This is a genomic window from Streptomyces sp. NPDC006393 (assembly GCF_040628575.1).
Taxonomy (GTDB): Bacteria; Actinomycetota; Actinomycetes; order Streptomycetales; family Streptomycetaceae; genus Streptomyces.
In genome coordinates this window covers 1-14,750 of record NZ_JBEXZD010000155.1, presented here as the reverse complement: position 1 = coordinate 14,750, position 14,750 = coordinate 1, and the positions used below count along the sequence as shown (strand labels likewise).

Genomic DNA, 14,750 nt, shown 5'->3' with positions numbered 1-14,750 from the left:
CATCAGCCGGTGCGCGCCCCTGGCGTCGTCCGGGCGGGCGCACTTGAGGGCCACGCGCCGGTCCAGCAGTTCGTCGCGGGCCTGCCATACGACGCCCATCCCGCCCCGGCCGATGGTCTCCAGCAGCCGGTACCGGCCCCCGACCCTGTATCCGGCCTCCGGTGTCACCGGCACCGCCCCACTCCCTGCCCGCCCCGACACGCACAGCCCCGCACGGGTGACAGAGTGTACTGAGCGACGATCAGCACGAGGTCACCTCGGGGCGACCGTCACAGGATCCCCTCATCGGCGGTTCCCCGGGCTCAGGAGCGGTCCGAGGGCGGTACGTGGATCAGCGTGTCCTCGACCAGGTCCCCCTGGCCCGGGAGCATGAACCCGCACAGCCGCTCCACCGGCGTGTACACGGGGCGGCCGTCCTCCTCGATGCCGTCCTCGTCGGGGAACTCCTCCAGCCGCTCGAACGGCTGGATGACGAACGGGCGGACCGGCGGATCGACCGCGAGGGAGTCCGGGTGCCACTGCCACACCGACCCGTAGTGCCGGTTGTGGACCTCACCCAGATACCAGGAGGCGACCTCGAGAAAGTCGCTGTCCTTGTCGGCGTCCGCCCGCGCGCAGCTGCCGTCGTAGACGTTCCGTACCAGCTCCTCGAGGCGTGCGAGGGACGCCAGGCCGAAGTCCCAGCCTCCGCCGTGCCGTTCGTTCCAGGCCGGGAACCTCTCCCGCATCGACTCCAGCCAGCCGTTCAGCCGCGGATTGTCCGACCGCAGCCGGTCCAGCTCCCGCAGGTCCTCGTACTCCTCTTCGGTCATGACAACCGACCGTAGCGTCCGCCGGGCGGCCACTCTTGTAACGGTCCTGCGAAAGAACGGAGTTGACCGTGTACGCGTCGAACGGGTCGGCGATTTGGGCACACAGGAACTTCTAAGGTTGGTGTCGCTCTGCGGCGTCACACACTGCACGGGGGCCCCTGACGCCACGGAGCCCTGCTCTGCTGGGCCCCCAGGGGGACACACGCATCGTGACATTATCGACCAGAACAGGGCGACTGCGCGCTCTGGGCCGCTCCTCGCTCACTGTGATGTGCGCATCGGTCATGGCCGTCACCGGCCTGACCGGGCTGACGTCCGCCCAGGCCGCTCCGGCGCCCAAGCCGCTGGACCCGGGCAAGCGCTGCGACGAGATGTACGGCCTGCCCAGCACCACCAGCCCGACCGTCGGGCTGCCGGAGTTCGACGCCTCCCGCGCCAAGTCCCAGTGGGACACCTACGAATACGTCAACCCGGCCAAGCAGTGGGACGGTCTCCAGGGCCCGTCCCAGGAGGACATCGACCGGCTGGACAAGCTGGCGAAGCAGCCTCCGAAGTCCAAGCCGGTCGACCGGATCTGGTGGTCCTGGCTCCAGGCCAGGAAGAAGAATCCCAGCGCGTGGGCGAACTTCGGCGACTGGCGTGACGCCAAGTACATCACCAACTCGGGTAACTACCCTCGCGGTTACGCCTTCGAGCGCAAGGTGATCAAGGATCACGGCCTGGTCGGACCGGACTGGATCTGCCAGAAGGAGGTCGAGTTCAAGGACCCCGACACCGGCAAGACCTACCGGCGCAAGCTCGACGCCTACAACAAGAGCACGAAGCAGATCCTGGAGATCAAGTCGAACGGCTCCCCCGAGCGGGAGCAGATACCCAAGGACCGGGCCTGGGCGAAGGACCCCGCCTGGAAGGACTCCCGGATGAAGTACGTCTTCGCCGAGGAGCAGAAGAGCGACGCGAAGAACTTCCTGCGGGAACTGAGGCAGACCGCCGGCGGGAACCGGGTCACCGAGTACAACTACCGCTCCGACCGCGTGGAACTCGCCCCCAAGGGCGGCCAGCGCGCCACGAGCAGCCTGTTGCAGCCACCCGGCCAGTCCGGCACCAGCCGGGGCGGCGCCACCGACCTGATCCGCCAGTCCCGGCCCACTCCCGCGGACATGGCACGGCAGCTGGAGCGCATCCGGATGGCCAACCCGGGCGGCCTTCCCCGTGGCCCCGGCGGCGTGGACTTCTCCACGCTGGACCTGAAGTACATCGGCAAGCCGGTCAAGGGCAAGGGCGTCGACTTCGCGTTCGACGCGAAGGAGGATCCCAGCGAGCGGTCCGGCTGGGGCGGCAAGGCGAAGGCCCAGCTCATCTCCGACGCGTTCTTCACCTGGCTCGCCCTGACCCCGGACAAGTTCTGGGTCAACCTCAACCCGGACGAGCCCGACCGCATCATGGACGCCAGGTTCGGCAAGACCGACGCCGGACGTGTGCTGCTGGAGGCCGACCTCCAGATGAAGCACGACTTCTACAAGGCCATGGACCCCAAGACCGACCTGGGCAGGCGGTACTGGGCGGCCCTGCCCCAGCAGAACGGCCGTCCGTGCATGCCCGGCCTGCGCAACTGGATCGAGCCGAAGACCGCGCAGGTCCGTGAGCAGGACGGCGGTATCTACATCCTGGACACCCCGCTGCGCCTGAAGTCGACGGCGCAGACCACGCGCACCCCGGGCCCCGGCGAACCGATCTGCACGCCGAACGAGGCGGAGACCAGGGCGGCCCAGCGCGTCATCGACCGCATGATCGTGCCCGCGGTGGAGAAGACCATCAACACCGCTCCCCAGTACGCGGATCTGCGGCGCGTCTACACCGCCCGTGTCGCGGCGGAGTACATCCGCCAGCAGGACGCCAAGGCGCCCACCGACTACCACAAGATCATCAACAGTGGTGACGTCTCCCGCTGGCCGCTGCGCGCCCCCAACCAGAACTGGACCCGCGAGGCCCTGTTCCAGAAGTACCGCTACATCTACACGCACGGCGAGTTCCAGTACGACGTCCCCGCGAACGGCACCACGCAGATCTACATCGTGGGCGGCGTCGACATGAGCAAGCAGCCCAAGCAGAACGTCAGCAAGGTCCGCTTCACCGCCGAGCACCGCTATCTGCCCCGGCAGACGCAGACCGGCGTGCGGACCCTCACCGACGACACCGAAGCGAAGGGACGCCTGCTCCTCGGCGGCAACACCGCCGCCGACGACACCGGCAGCGGCGGCGGGGGACAGCCGACGCCCACCCCGACGCGGACGACCGGGCCGACCCCCTCCCCGACCCACAGCCAGGGCGGCGGCAGCACCCCCGGTCCGGCACCCACGGCCAGTGCGCCCGTCTCCCCGGCCCCCGCGCCCGGCGAGCCCGGCGGGGACCTCGCCCACACCGGCAACGACGCCCCGATCGGCCTGATCAGCGGCATCGCCGCGGCACTCGCCGTGGCCGGCGGAGCCCTCCTGTGGTGGATGCGACGCCGAAGGACCGCCCGGGAGTAGTTCCTCCGACGTAGGAACACCGCCCCGGGGGCCCGTACACAGCCGGTGTACGGGCCCCCGCGCGTTGCCCTGTCACCGCGTCCGAAGCCGGGCCAGGAACTCCTCGGGGCTGATCGCCGGGCCGTCGTCGACGTTCTTCACCACGGGAATCACTTCGCCGTCGCGCCAGACGACCGGTGTCCCCACCAGGCCGAAGGACGGGAAGTTCCCGACTGTTTCTCCGGCCCACCCCATGTACGTGCCGTTCGTGACGTCGCGGTCGAATTCCGGGGATCTCAGCCCTGCGACCTCGCCGGCCAGTGACAGCAGTACGGACGGGTCGGCGAACTTGTCCTCGCCGGGCGGGAAAGGCTGGTGGGCGAAAAGCACACCGAGATAGTCGATGAATTGCCGTTGCCCGACGTCGGAGGCCGCGCCGAGCGCGCTCAGACCCCGCTGCGAGCCGGCACCGCCGACCGTGTCGTCGAGCAGTGCGGCGAAATGGAATTTCACGACGTACTTTCCCTCGTCGGCGACCTGACGGAAGACGCCGAGGAGGCTGTCGGCCATGCGGTGGCTCGCCCGGTCGCGCAGTTCGAGGAACACTTGAAGCGTATGACGGGTGTCCGGATTTCCGTAATAGAGCGTGGTGCCGTCGGTGTCCGTGGTGTTTTTCGGAATCTTGACCATATTCTCAGCTTCGCACAGACGACTTGGCCGAGCGCGATGAAGGCGGGCGGGCCGGCGACTGGCATTCCGGAGCATCGTCGGGTAGACCCTTGGCGTGCTGTTTCGTCAACTCGAGTACCTCGTGGCCCTGTCCCGGGAACGTCACTTCGCGCGTGCCGCGCAGGCCTGCTACGTCTCACAGCCGGCGCTGTCGGAGGCGATCCGGAAGCTGGAGGAGGAACTGGACGTTCCGTTGGTCCGGCGCGGCCGGAAGTACGAGGGCCTCACACCCGAGGGAGAACGCATCGTGGTGTGGGCGCAGCGGATCCTGGCCGACCGTGACGCCCTCAAGGACGAGGTGGGCGCCCTGCGCACCGGGCTGAGCGGCACCCTGCGCATCGGCGTCATTCCGACCGCGACCGGTGCGGTCTCCTTGCTGACCAGCCCGTTCTGCGTGGCACATCCGCTGGTCGGCGTGGAGGTCATGGCGGACCTCCAGCACGAGGACATTCTCCGGCAGGTGCAGAACTTCGAGTTCGACGCCGGTATCACCTACCTCCACAAGGATCTGCCGGAGGGCTTCCGGACCACCCCGCTGTACCAGGAGCGGTATGTGCTGCTGACCACCGCCGCCGACGGTGTGGGCCATCGGACGACGGCGACGTGGGCGGAGGCGTCGCTGTTGCCGCTGTGCCTGCTGACGGGGACCATGCAGGGCCGCAGGGTGCTGGACGAGCTGTTCGCCGAGGCCGGCGTGCGGCCCTCGCCCCGGGTGGAGACCGACTCGGTGGCCACCTTGTTCGCCCACGTCAGGACCGGGCAGTGGGCGAGTGTCGTGCCGCACGCCTGGCTGCATGTCTTCGGAGTGCCGCACGGCATGCGGGCGGTCCCCCTCGTGGAGCCCGCCCGGACGGTGCGGGTCGGCCTCGTGACCACCGCCCGGGAGCCGGGTTCGGTCATGGCCCGGGCCCTGACCGGCATCGCCCGCCGTGCCGACATCACCGCCGCGCTGGACCGCCTGTCGGAAGCGTGGGCCTCCGACTGACCTCGCTCCCGGCTCCTTCTCCGCCCGGTGGCTCTACTCCCGGTGGCTCTTCTCCCGGTGGCTCATCTCCCGGTGGTTCTTCCCCCGGTCGACCGACGAGCTGGTGTGGCAGGCGCTCGGCTCCCGTGTAGACGTTCATCGAGGACCCGCGCAGGAAACCGACCACGGTCAGCCCGCTGTCCGCTGCCAGGTCCACGGCCAGTGAGGAAGGGGCGGAGACGGCCGCGAGCATCGGAACACCCGCCATGACGGCCTTCTGCACCAGTTCGAACGAGGCCCGGCCGCTCACCATGAGCACGGTCTCGCGCAGCGGCAGCAGCCCGGACCGCAGGGCGTGTCCCACCACCTTGTCCACGGCGTTGTGCCGGCCCACGTCCTCGCGCAGGCACAGCAGCTCGCCGTCGGCCGTGAAGAGGCCCGCGGCGTGCAGGCCTCCGGTGCTGTCGAACACCCGCTGCGCGGCCCGCAGCCGGTCGGGCAGGAGCGACAGCAGCTCCGGTGCCACGCGCAGCGCGTCCTCGGCCACCGACCATGCGGCCGAGGTGCGTACCGCGTCCAGGCTCGCCTTTCCGCACAGCCCGCACGAGGACGTGGTGTAGAAGTTCCGCTCCAGCGACGCGTCCGGTGCCGGCACGCCGGGGGCCAGGGCGACGTCCAGCACGTTGTAGGTGTTTCCGCCGTCCGCTGTGGCGCCGGCGCAGTAGCGGATCGCGCTGACGTCCTCGGCGGCGTGCACCACGCCCTCGCTCACCAGGAACCCGGCGGCCAGGTCGAAGTCGTCGCCCGGGGTGCGCATGGTCACGGTGAGCGGCCGCCCGCCGACCCGGATCTCCAGGGGTTCCTCGGCGGCCAGGGTGTCCGGCCGGTACGAGGGCACGCCGTCCCGTATGCGCAGCACCCTGCGCCGTGCGGTCACTCGGCCCATGGTCCCCGCCCGCTTCCGGCCATCACGCTCTGCCGGCCCTGCTGGTCGAGCTGGTGCAGCTGGTTCTGCTCGTCCGCGCCGCGCGCGGCGGTGGGCTCCAGGCGTACCACGACGGCCTTCGAGGTGGGGGTGTTGCTGATGTCGGCGACGCTGTCCAGCGGTACCAGGACGTTGGTCTCCGGGTAGTAGGACGCGGCGGAGCCGCGGGCCGCCGGGTAGGCGACGACGGTGAAGTCCTCCGCGCGGCGCTCGGTCCCGTCGTGCCAGACGCTGACCAGGTCGACCTGGTCGCGGTCGGCGAGTCCGAGGGCGCTGAGGTCGGCCGGGTTGACGAGGACGACGCGGCGGGCGTCGTGGATGCCGCGGTAGCGGTCGTTCATGGCGTACGGAACGGTGTTCCACTGGTCGTGGGAGCGCAGGGTCTGCAGCAGCAGATGCCCTGCGGGAACGTGCGGCATGGTGAACTCGTTGCGGGTGAAGACGGCCTTGCCGCTCGGTGTGGGGAAGATCCCGCGGTTGACGGGGTTGGGCAGGTTGAAGCCTCCGGGCTCGGCGACGCGGGCGTTGAAGTCCTCGAAGCCCGGCACGACACGGGCGATCCGGTCCCGGATGGTGCCGTAGTCGGACTCGAACTCCTCCCAGGGGACGGCCGGCTCGTCCCCCAGGGTGCCGCGGGCCAGGCGGCTGATGATCGCGACCTCGCTGAGCAGGTGCGGGGAGGCCGGCGCCAGGCGCCCGCGGGAGGCGTGCACCTGGCTCATCGAGTCCTCGACGGTGACGAACTGCTCACCGGTGGCCTGGATGTCCCGGTCGCTGCGGCCCAGCGTCGGGAGGATGAGGGCGGTGTCACCGCAGACCGTGTGCGAGCGGTTGAGCTTGGTGGAGATGTGGGCGGTGAGCCGGCACCGTCGCATCGCCTCCTCGGTGACCAGGCTGTCGGGTGTCGCGCGGACGAAGTTGCCGGCGACGCCGAGGAAGACCCGGGCGCGGCCGTCGCGCATGGCCCGGATGGCGTTCACCGAGTCCAGGCCGTGCCGGGCGGGCGGGGTGAAGGCGAACTCGCGGCCGAGGGCGTCCAGGAAGGACTGGGGCATCCGCTCCCACACGCCCATGGTGCGGTCGCCCTGGACGTTGCTGTGGCCGCGCACCGGGCACACACCCGCGCCGGGCCGGCCGATGTTGCCGCGCAGCAGCAGGAAGTTGACGACTTCCCGGATGGTGGGAACGCCGTGCTTGTGCTGGGTCAGTCCCATCGCCCAGCACACGACGACCTTCCCGCTGTTCAGGACCCGCTGGTGGACCTGCTCGATCTCCTCGCGGGTGAGCCCGGTCGCGGTGAGGACGTCGTCCCAGGAGACCGTCCGTGTGTGCGCGGCGAACTCGGCGAAGCCGGTGGTGCGGTCGTCGATGAAGTCCTGGTCGAGCACGGTGCCGGGCGCCGCGTCCTCGGCCTCCAGCAGCAGGCGGTTGAGCGCCTGGAAGAGGGCGAGGTCGCCGCCGGGCCGGATGTGCAGGAACTGGTCGGCTATCTGCGTGCCGCGGCCGATCACCCCACGCGCCTTCTGCGGGTTCTTGAAGCGGATCAGGCCGGCTTCGGGCAGCGGGTTCACCGCCACGATCCGGCCGCCGTTGCGCTTGGTCTCCTCCAGGGCGGAGAGCATGCGCGGATGGTTGGTGCCCGGGTTCTGCCCGACGACGAAGACCAGGTCCGCGTGGTGGATGTCGTCCAGCGAGACGCTGCCCTTGCCGATGCCCAGCGTCTCCTGGAGCGCGGATCCGCTGGATTCGTGGCACATGTTGGAGCAGTCCGGCAGGTTGTTGGTGCCGAAGGCACGGGCGAACAGCTGGAGGAGGAAGGCGGCCTCGTTGTTCAGCCGTCCTGAGGTGTAGAAGAGGGCCTGGTCGGGAGAGTCCAGGCCGTTGAGTTCCCGGGCCAGCAGACCGAGTGCCTCGTCCCAGCCGATCGGTTCGTAGTGCGTCGCGCCGGGCCGCTTGACCATGGGTTCGGTGAGCCGGCCCTGCTGGTTGAGCCAGTAGTCGGACCTGCGGGCCAGCTCGGCGACCGGGTGCTCGCGGAAGAAGTCCGCGGTGACCCGGCGGGTGGTGGCCTCGTCGTTGATGTGCTTGGCGCCGTTCTCGCAGTACTCGTTGCGGTGCCGCCGGCCCGGCCCGGGCTCCGGCCAGGCGCAGCCGGGGCAGTCGATCCCCTTGACCTGGTTGATGTTCAGCAGCGTCAGGGCGGTCCGCCGCACCGAGGTCTGTTCCAGGGAGTACTCCAACGCGTGGGCCACCGCCGGTACGCCCGCGGCCCAGCGCTTGGGCGGGGTGACCGACAGGTCGTCGCTCGGGTCCTCGATGCCGCTCATCGTCCGGTGCGCCTCTTCCTGTCGTATTGTCCGTGAACATTCACTCAGGGTGCGAGGCAAGCCTCCGCCCCGTCGCGGCAGGCAGTCAAAGAGGGATTTTCGATGAGCTGATCGGCGCCGTTTATCATCCCCTGGGGGGCCGGTTCATCCCGGTGAGACAGCCGCCGTTTATCAGGCGATCGGGGAACCCTCTTTGACCGGAGCGGCACAGCACGCGATGCTGGTGCTCAGCGCGTGATGATTCCCGCGACGAGATTGATGGCGGTCGCCAGAATGCTCGTGCCGAACACATAGGAGAGAAGACAGTGCCGCAATACCATGGCACGGATCCCCGAACGTGAAATGTCGGTGTCCGACACCTGGTACGTCATGCCGAGGTTGTAGCTGAAGTAGAAGAAGTCCCGGTACGCGGGTGGGACGTCGGAGTTGAAATCGATCCCGCCCTCGGACGACCGGTAGTAGAGGTACGCGTAGCGAGTGGCATACATCAGGTGCAGTGCCGACCAGGCCATGAACACACCGCAGAGCGCCGCCGCGGCATGAACGGGGTCCGAGTTGCTGAGCAGGAGCACCGCGATGCCGAGCAGTCCACAGCAGGCCGCCGCGATCACGACGAGTTCCTCGGCCACGGGCCGCAGGTCCTCGCGTCCGGCATGGCGGTGTGTCTCGGCCGCGTCCATCGGCCACAGCACGATCCAGCCCACCACCACGAAAAAGGTCTCCGTCGCGGCGATGCCCGCCAGGACACCCATCGGGATGTCGGTCGGCAAGGCGACGACAGCGCCGATCACAGCGCCCACGATGACCGCGCAAGCAAGCCGCGGAATTACGGAGAGCGGCAGGCACGTGCTCATGCGCCACCACAGTAGTGGCATTCCCTCCACCCGGCGCGGGCCTCCGCACCCATTCGGAGCATCGAGCCCGTACGTCGGATCTGAGCGTCGAAACCGTAATAGCGCCGATCCCGCCACAGCATTGATCTGAAGCATTGATCTGAAGCATTGATCCCTCATAAGCAGGGCAGAGGACACACACCGACCATGCCGTTTTCGCGCCGGCGCTTTCCCGCCGTGATCAGTGATGGCCGGCCGCGCCCGCTCTCCGGGGTGGGCCGGGTGCTCTCCCCCCGCGGCGCGCTGGCCGTGCACCGGGTGGACGGGGCGTTTCTCTTCGCTCTGCGCGCGGCCCTGGCCATGGCGCTGGTGGCCCTGCCGATCGTGCTGGCCGGGCGGCCCGATCTGGCGGTGTACGCCATGCTGGGCTCCTTCACCACCACGTTCGGGCGGAATCTGCCCTATCCGCGCCGCGCCCGAGTGCTCGCGCTGGTCGGGGTCGCCATGACGGCGTGCGTGGGCTGTGGTGCGGCCCTGGCGGTGCCGGCCCAGCCGCGGGCGGGCGGAGCCGGTGCGGTCGCGGTGGTGCTGGCGACGGCCTTGGTCGCCGGGCTGGCCAAATTCGCCTGTGACGCCGCCCGGCTGGGCGGGCTGGGTGCGGTGCTGCTGCTCTTCTCCTTCGCGGTGGCCGCCAACACCTCCACCGCCCTCGCCGATGTCCTGCCGAGGACCGGGCTGGCCGCGGCGGCGTCGGCGGTGGCGTGGGGACTGGCCCTGGTGGGCCGGCTCGTCCACCCGGACCGCCCCCAGCGCCTGGCCGTCGCCGCGGCACTGCGCGCGCTCGCGGAACTCCTGGAGGCGGACGGCGCCGGGAAGGCGACGGGACGGAAGCGGCACCGAGCGACGGTGGCCGTCCTCAACGCGTACCACTCCCTCGGTCTCACGCCGCCCGCGGACGTGCGGTGCGCCGGCCACGAGGGGCCCTGCGCGCGTCTGACGGACATGTCCTGGTCCCTGCTGATCGGCTCCGTACGGCGGTCGCCGGATGACGTCGCCGTGACGCCGGAGCGCCTGCGCCGGCAGGCCCTGCTCCTCGCGGACCGGCGCCGCCGGGTCGCCCCGCTGCTGCCCGGACTCGCGCCCCGTCCGGCGGCCGCGTCAGGTGGCGGTGCCGGGCACGGGGCCGGGCAGGCCGCCGTGGAGGCCGGCACCGCCGTCCAGCGCGCCTCCGAGCTGATGCTGGGCCCGCGCCACCGCGGCCCCGGCCACATCTCGGCCAGGGTCGTTCCGGCCTTGCGGATGACCCTGGGCACCGGGGTGGCCGGCGGGCTGGCGCTGCTGCTGGGCCTCGGGCACGGCTACTGGGCGGCGATCTCGGCGGCCGCCGTGCTGCACTCGGTCAACATCCGGACGACCGCGCAACGTGCCGCCCAGCGGACGCTGGGCACCGTCGTCGGACTGCTGATCGCGCTCGGCGTGCTGGCCGCGCACCCGGATCCCACGAGTCTCGCGCTGGTGATCGTGCTCCTGGAGTTCCTGCTGGAGTACGCCGTCGTCCGCAACTACGGCCTGGGTGTCGTCTTCGTGACGCCCCTCGCCCTGCTGCTCAGCGACATGGCCGTCCCCGTTCCGGCCGGTGAACTCGTCCACGACCGCGGGCTCGCCAGCTTCCTGGGGATCGCCGTGGGGCTGGTCTGCGCGTTGCTGGTGGTCGACGACCATGCCGCGGTGCGGGTGGAGAGTGCGCTGGCCGCGTGCACCCGGGCGGCGGAACACGCGGAGCGGGCGCTGGCCGGTCCCTGCGGACCGCCGCCCCCGGACATCCAGGTGCGACTGGCCGAGGCCGTGGTGGAGCTGCGTGAGGCCGACGACGCCGCCGCGGGCGAGCTGTGGCCGGCGGGCATCGATCCCGCCGAACTGGCCGCGGCGGAGCAACGCGGTTACCGGCTGCTGGAGCGTCTCCTGCACCATCGGTGGGAGTGACGGGGCCGAGGAGCGAGGGCCGGTGTCGCTTCAGCCGGTGCCGTGCGGTTCGGCCTGGTTCAGCCACTGCGCGAGTACGGCGGCCTCGCTGTGGTCCGCGTCCTTGGTGGCGGTCAGGAGCGTGACCGTGTCATGGGCGGCCAGGTCGCGCAGTTGTTCCACGGCCTGCTGATGCTCGGGATCGTGCAACTCGGCGATGTAGCGGCGGCGGAACTCGGCGAAGTGCTCCACGTCGTGGTGGTACCAGCGGCGCAGGTCGGTCGAGGGCGCGACGTCCTTCAGCCACTCGTCCAGGTCGGCTTCCTCTTTGCTCACGCCACGCGGCCACAGCCGGTCGACAAGCACCCGCTTGCCGTCCCGCGGCGAGGGTTCTTCGTAGATCCTGCGGTAGGTGACGTGTCCGGCCATGACGGCATCCTCCGGTTCGATCGGCCGTGGAGCAGATATCACCCGGCTGACCATTTTATAGCCGAGTGACAGGAACAGCCGGACGCGGCGGCAGACGCCCTCCGGCCGGTGAACTGCTCGCTGGGCTGGGCGGGATGCTGGGATAGCCGACCCTCCGACCGCGTGGGACCATGAGAAAACCGGCGCCACGGAGCCACCGTCCGGTGCTGCTGGAGAGGTGAAGGTCGAAGGCGGCCGTGTCCACGTACGATCCGCGACCGCGTGATCCTGGAGAACTCGCGATCCGGGGGAACGAGGGCGGATCGACGTGACATGTCGAAGGGACCTGGAATGGTGAAGCAGTTCGACGTCGGAGACCACGTGCGCTGGAATTCGGAGGCCGGACACGTGGCAGGCGTCATCGTCAAGAAGCACACGCACGACGTGGACTACAAGGGTCATACGCACCACTGCTCGAAGGACGATCCGCAGTACGAGATCAAGAGTGACAAGACCGGCCACATCGCCATGCACAAAGGAAGAGCCCTGACGAAGCTGTAGCAGGAAGCCGGGGAAGGAAGTCGCCGAAGACGAGCGCGCGGTCAGCGGGCGACGAGCGGTCAGCTCGCGACGAGCAGCGTCTGCGGTGCGGCGGCCTTCATCCGCATGCGCAGCCAGTCGAGTTGAGCCGTGGTCCGCACGGCGCAGTCGTCGATGACGCGCAGCAGTTCCCCGTCGCGCAGGGCCTGACCCGCCTGCTTGACGAGGCTCCAGGTGATGTCGACGAGACTGACGAACTGGTAGAGGTCCTGAAGGTCTCGCAGCAGTCCCGCCGGGACGGTCCGGACGACGCTGATTCCTTGGGGGTGGAGGCGCTCGGGGACGGCTCCTGCGGTGCGTCCAGGCGGGCCAGGACGGGGGCCAGCGCCTCGGCGCCCACGCCCCTCGGCCCGGCCCCGCACCCCGACCATCCGGCCGCCCCGGACGGCCACCTCCAGGCCGCACCCGTTGGAGCACAGCAGGCAGGCGCCGCGCACCCGTGTGTCGACGTCGGCCTCGCCGACGCCGTCGATCAGGAACTGGTCCACCCGTTCGGGCCACGGGGTGCCCGCGGTGTGCGGGGTGCGGGGCCCCCAGATGTCGCAGATGCGGTCACCGCTCATGACCATCGTCCTCTCGTGGGGGGCATGTTGTCTCGTTCGCATCAGGAGGTGGGCCTACGCTGCCGATATGAGCGCACGGGATGAACCGGAACGGAGGACGGGTACGGATACCGGTGGTACCGGTGGTACCGGTCCGGTTCTGGATCCCCGGGTGGGCTCCTCGGGCGGTCCCGGAGCGGGTGGATCCACCTTCACCGTCGTCGTGGCGGCGGCGGCCAATCTGGGTGTCGCGCTCGCCAAGGCCGTCGCCGGCGTCATCAGCGGTTCCAGCGCCATGCTGTCCGAGGCCGGACACTCGGTCGCCGACACCATCACCGAAGTGCTCCTGCTGGTGGCCCTCAAACGCGGCAGGAAGCCCCCTGACGAGGACCACCCTCTGGGACATGGACCCGAGCGCTACATCTGGGCGCTGCTCGCCTCCGTCGCCACCTTCGTCGGCGGCGGCGTGTTCGCCGTCTACGACGGCATTCACGCCCTGACGCACGGCGAGACACCCGGTGACCCCCTGATCGCCTACATCGTGCTCGCCGTCGCCTTCGTCCTGGAGGGCCTGTCCTTGCGTACGGGGCTCAAACAGGCCACCGGGAGAGCCAGACACTTTCGAGTTCATGTTCTGCGCTACCTTCAGTACACACCCGACACCGCCGTCAAGGCGGTCGTCATGGAGGATTCGGCGGCCCTCATCGGTCTGGCGCTGGCCGCGCTCGGTCTGCTCGGCGGTCAGCTCACCGGATCCGGGGTGTGGGACGGTGTCGCCTCCATCCTCATCGGCCTGCTGCTCGTCCTCGTCGCCTTCGTCCTGGGCCGTTCGAACACCGAACTCCTCATCGGCCGTGCGCTGCCGGCCCCGGTGCGGGACGCCGTACGCCGGGAACTGACGGGCATCCGGCACATCGAGAGCGTCCTGGAGCTGACGACCCTGGTGCAGGGCCCGGGCGAGATCCTCATCGCGGCGAAGGTCGACTTCCGTGGCCTGTCCACCTCCGACGAGATCGAATCGGCCTGCGAGGAGGCGGAGTCCCGCCTCCGCACGCTCTTCCCGGCCGTCGGGCGCGTCTACCTGGACCCGACGCCGCCCCGCCACGGCGACTGAGACCGGACGACCCGGCCGGCCGCTGATCTCGCGCTTCGCCTTCGGTCCGGAGCGGCAGGGGAAGCGAGGCTACCGCGCCCCGCCGTGCGCGCGATGCGACACGTGACGGCTTTTGGAGCGCGCGACAACGTCTGTTGTGGGGCGGTCCAGTGTCGGCCCGAGAAGCTGCCGGGGTCGGCGCCCGGAGATAGCTTGGTCTGAGAGACGGCAATGGTTGCGCACCGATCGGACCTCCGGCGGGAGGCCTGTGCGACAGCTCATGACCACCCGAAACGCGCATCTGGAGTTGGTTCTCATGTCGATGTCGTTCGGCTCAGCCTTCGGTTCGTCGGATCCGTTCGGTGAGCTGTTGAACCGGTTCTTCGGGATGTCGCCCGCGACGTCGCCTCCGGCGGTGCAACGGGTGCCGATCGGGCGGCTGCTGAGCGAGCCGTCGCAGGAGCTGCTCAATCTGGCGGCGCGGCGGGCGCTGGAGGACGGCACCTCCGACCTCGACACCGACCATCTGCTGTGGGCGGCGACCAAGGTCGATCCCTCGCGAAGCCTGCTGTCCCAGGCCGGAGTCGACCCCGAGGTGTTCGCGTCGAAGATCGCCGAGGTGCTGCCGAAGGAGTCGGGTGAGCCGTCCGCCGAGCCAGGGCTCACCCCGGCCGCCAAGCGCACCCTCGCCGACGCGTACGGCCGGTCGCAGGCGGCCGGTGCCTCTTACATCGGCCCGGAGCACATCCTCGGCGCCCTCCTGGACAGCACCGGCAGCGGGGCCGCCCGTCTGCTCCAGGACTCAGGACTGGACGCGGAGCAGCTGCGCGGCCTCACCGACAGGCCGGCGCGCTCGGAGGGTGCCCAGGCGGCCGGGCGGCAGCCGTCGACGTCGTTGGAGGAGTACGGGCGGGATCTGACGGAGGAGGCGAAGGCGGGCAGGCTGGATCCGGTGGTGGGGCGTGCGGAGGAGATCGAGCAGACG

13 protein-coding genes are annotated in these 14,750 nt (G+C 70.0%); 6 read left to right on the top strand and 7 right to left on the bottom strand.

Features of this window, described 5'->3' with window-relative positions; all coding sequences use genetic code 11:
- Positions 1-302 precede the first annotated feature (302 nt).
- Positions 303-812 carry a hypothetical protein gene (locus ABZ484_RS36160; RefSeq protein WP_358870202.1) on the bottom strand — a complete coding sequence of 170 codons (510 nt, stop codon included), beginning with the start codon at positions 810-812 and terminating at the stop codon, positions 303-305.
- A gap of 284 nt (positions 813-1,096) precedes the next feature.
- Between ABZ484_RS36160 and ABZ484_RS36155 the strand changes: the two genes are divergently transcribed.
- Positions 1,097-3,343, top strand: a complete 2,247-nt coding sequence (locus tag ABZ484_RS36155) for a hypothetical protein (protein WP_358870201.1) — start codon at positions 1,097-1,099, stop codon at positions 3,341-3,343.
- A gap of 72 nt (positions 3,344-3,415) precedes the next feature.
- On the opposite strand, the gene ABZ484_RS36150 is transcribed toward ABZ484_RS36155, so the two are convergent.
- Positions 3,416-4,012: a thioredoxin domain-containing protein gene (locus ABZ484_RS36150; protein ID WP_358870200.1), complete on the bottom strand. Its 597-nt coding sequence runs from the start codon at positions 4,010-4,012 to the stop codon at positions 3,416-3,418.
- Between the two features lie 94 nt (positions 4,013-4,106).
- Here ABZ484_RS36150 and ABZ484_RS36145 point away from each other — a divergent pair, with 94 nt between their 5' ends.
- Positions 4,107-5,036, top strand: coding sequence for a LysR family transcriptional regulator (locus ABZ484_RS36145; RefSeq protein WP_358870199.1), 930 nt, complete (start codon positions 4,107-4,109; stop codon positions 5,034-5,036).
- Here ABZ484_RS36145 and fdhD read toward each other — a convergent pair.
- The 3 genes from fdhD to ABZ484_RS36130 all read right to left on the bottom strand — a co-directional run bounded on the left by fdhD (position 4,990) and on the right by ABZ484_RS36130 (position 9,181).
- Positions 4,990-5,961, bottom strand: coding sequence for a formate dehydrogenase accessory sulfurtransferase FdhD (gene fdhD, locus ABZ484_RS36140; RefSeq protein WP_358870198.1), 972 nt, complete (start codon positions 5,959-5,961; stop codon positions 4,990-4,992). The two genes, ABZ484_RS36145 and fdhD, sit on opposite strands and share 47 nt — an antisense overlap.
- A complete protein-coding gene (locus ABZ484_RS36135) occupies positions 5,949-8,327 on the bottom strand; it encodes an FdhF/YdeP family oxidoreductase (RefSeq protein ID WP_358870197.1) in 2,379 nt (792 codons plus the stop codon). Before ABZ484_RS36135 ends, fdhD begins: the two co-directional genes overlap by 13 nt.
- Before the next feature lie 227 nt (positions 8,328-8,554).
- On the bottom strand, positions 8,555-9,181 hold the full coding sequence (locus tag ABZ484_RS36130; protein ID WP_358870196.1) for a DUF1345 domain-containing protein: 627 nt from the start codon (positions 9,179-9,181) through the stop codon (positions 8,555-8,557).
- A gap of 186 nt (positions 9,182-9,367) precedes the next feature.
- Between ABZ484_RS36130 and ABZ484_RS36125 the strand changes: the two genes are divergently transcribed.
- Positions 9,368-11,143, top strand: a complete 1,776-nt coding sequence (locus ABZ484_RS36125) for an FUSC family protein (RefSeq protein ID WP_358870195.1) — start codon at positions 9,368-9,370, stop codon at positions 11,141-11,143.
- A 30-nt stretch (positions 11,144-11,173) separates the two neighbouring features.
- Here the strand turns inward: ABZ484_RS36125 and ABZ484_RS36120 are convergent, their stop codons facing one another.
- The gene (locus ABZ484_RS36120; RefSeq protein ID WP_358870194.1) at positions 11,174-11,551 is read right to left on the bottom strand and encodes a DUF488 family protein; all 378 of its coding nucleotides are present in this window, start codon (positions 11,549-11,551) and stop codon (positions 11,174-11,176) included.
- 330 nt (positions 11,552-11,881) lie between these two features.
- On the opposite strand from ABZ484_RS36120, the gene ABZ484_RS36115 reads away from it, so the two are divergent.
- Entirely contained in the window at positions 11,882-12,091 is a 210-nt protein-coding gene (locus ABZ484_RS36115; protein WP_358870204.1) for a DUF2945 domain-containing protein, read from the top strand.
- 59 nt (positions 12,092-12,150) lie between these two features.
- Here ABZ484_RS36115 and ABZ484_RS36110 read toward each other — a convergent pair whose 3' ends face one another.
- Entirely contained in the window at positions 12,151-12,693 is a 543-nt protein-coding gene (locus tag ABZ484_RS36110) for a hypothetical protein (RefSeq protein ID WP_358870193.1), read from the bottom strand.
- 151 nt (positions 12,694-12,844) lie between these two features.
- Here ABZ484_RS36110 and ABZ484_RS36105 point away from each other — a divergent pair, with 151 nt between their 5' ends.
- Both ABZ484_RS36105 and ABZ484_RS36100 read left to right on the top strand, forming a co-directional pair.
- On the top strand, positions 12,845-13,786 hold the full coding sequence (locus ABZ484_RS36105) for a cation diffusion facilitator family transporter (protein WP_358870192.1): 942 nt from the start codon (positions 12,845-12,847) through the stop codon (positions 13,784-13,786).
- A 295-nt stretch (positions 13,787-14,081) separates the two neighbouring features.
- Positions 14,082-14,750, top strand: a 669-nt coding sequence (locus ABZ484_RS36100; protein WP_358870203.1) for a Clp protease N-terminal domain-containing protein, incomplete at its 3' end; no start/stop codon positions are given.

What these genes read in the sequence shown, in the direction of transcription:
- ABZ484_RS36160 (WP_358870202.1), bottom strand. Translation starts at nt 812, where the DNA reads ATGACCGAAGAGGAGTACGAGGACCTGCGGGAGCTGGACCGGCTGCGG.
- ABZ484_RS36155 (WP_358870201.1), top strand. Translation starts at nt 1,097, where the DNA reads ATGGCCGTCACCGGCCTGACCGGGCTGACGTCCGCCCAGGCCGCTCCG.
- ABZ484_RS36150 (WP_358870200.1), bottom strand. Translation starts at nt 4,012, where the DNA reads ATGGTCAAGATTCCGAAAAACACCACGGACACCGACGGCACCACGCTC.
- fdhD (WP_358870198.1), bottom strand. Translation starts at nt 5,961, where the DNA reads ATGGGCCGAGTGACCGCACGGCGCAGGGTGCTGCGCATACGGGACGGC.
- ABZ484_RS36135 (WP_358870197.1), bottom strand. Translation starts at nt 8,327, where the DNA reads ATGAGCGGCATCGAGGACCCGAGCGACGACCTGTCGGTCACCCCGCCC.
- ABZ484_RS36130 (WP_358870196.1), bottom strand. Translation starts at nt 9,181, where the DNA reads ATGAGCACGTGCCTGCCGCTCTCCGTAATTCCGCGGCTTGCTTGCGCG.
- ABZ484_RS36125 (WP_358870195.1), top strand. Translation starts at nt 9,368, where the DNA reads ATGCCGTTTTCGCGCCGGCGCTTTCCCGCCGTGATCAGTGATGGCCGG.
- ABZ484_RS36120 (WP_358870194.1), bottom strand. Translation starts at nt 11,551, where the DNA reads ATGGCCGGACACGTCACCTACCGCAGGATCTACGAAGAACCCTCGCCG.
- ABZ484_RS36115 (WP_358870204.1), top strand. Translation starts at nt 11,882, where the DNA reads ATGGTGAAGCAGTTCGACGTCGGAGACCACGTGCGCTGGAATTCGGAG.
- ABZ484_RS36110 (WP_358870193.1), bottom strand. Translation starts at nt 12,693, where the DNA reads ATGAGCGGTGACCGCATCTGCGACATCTGGGGGCCCCGCACCCCGCAC.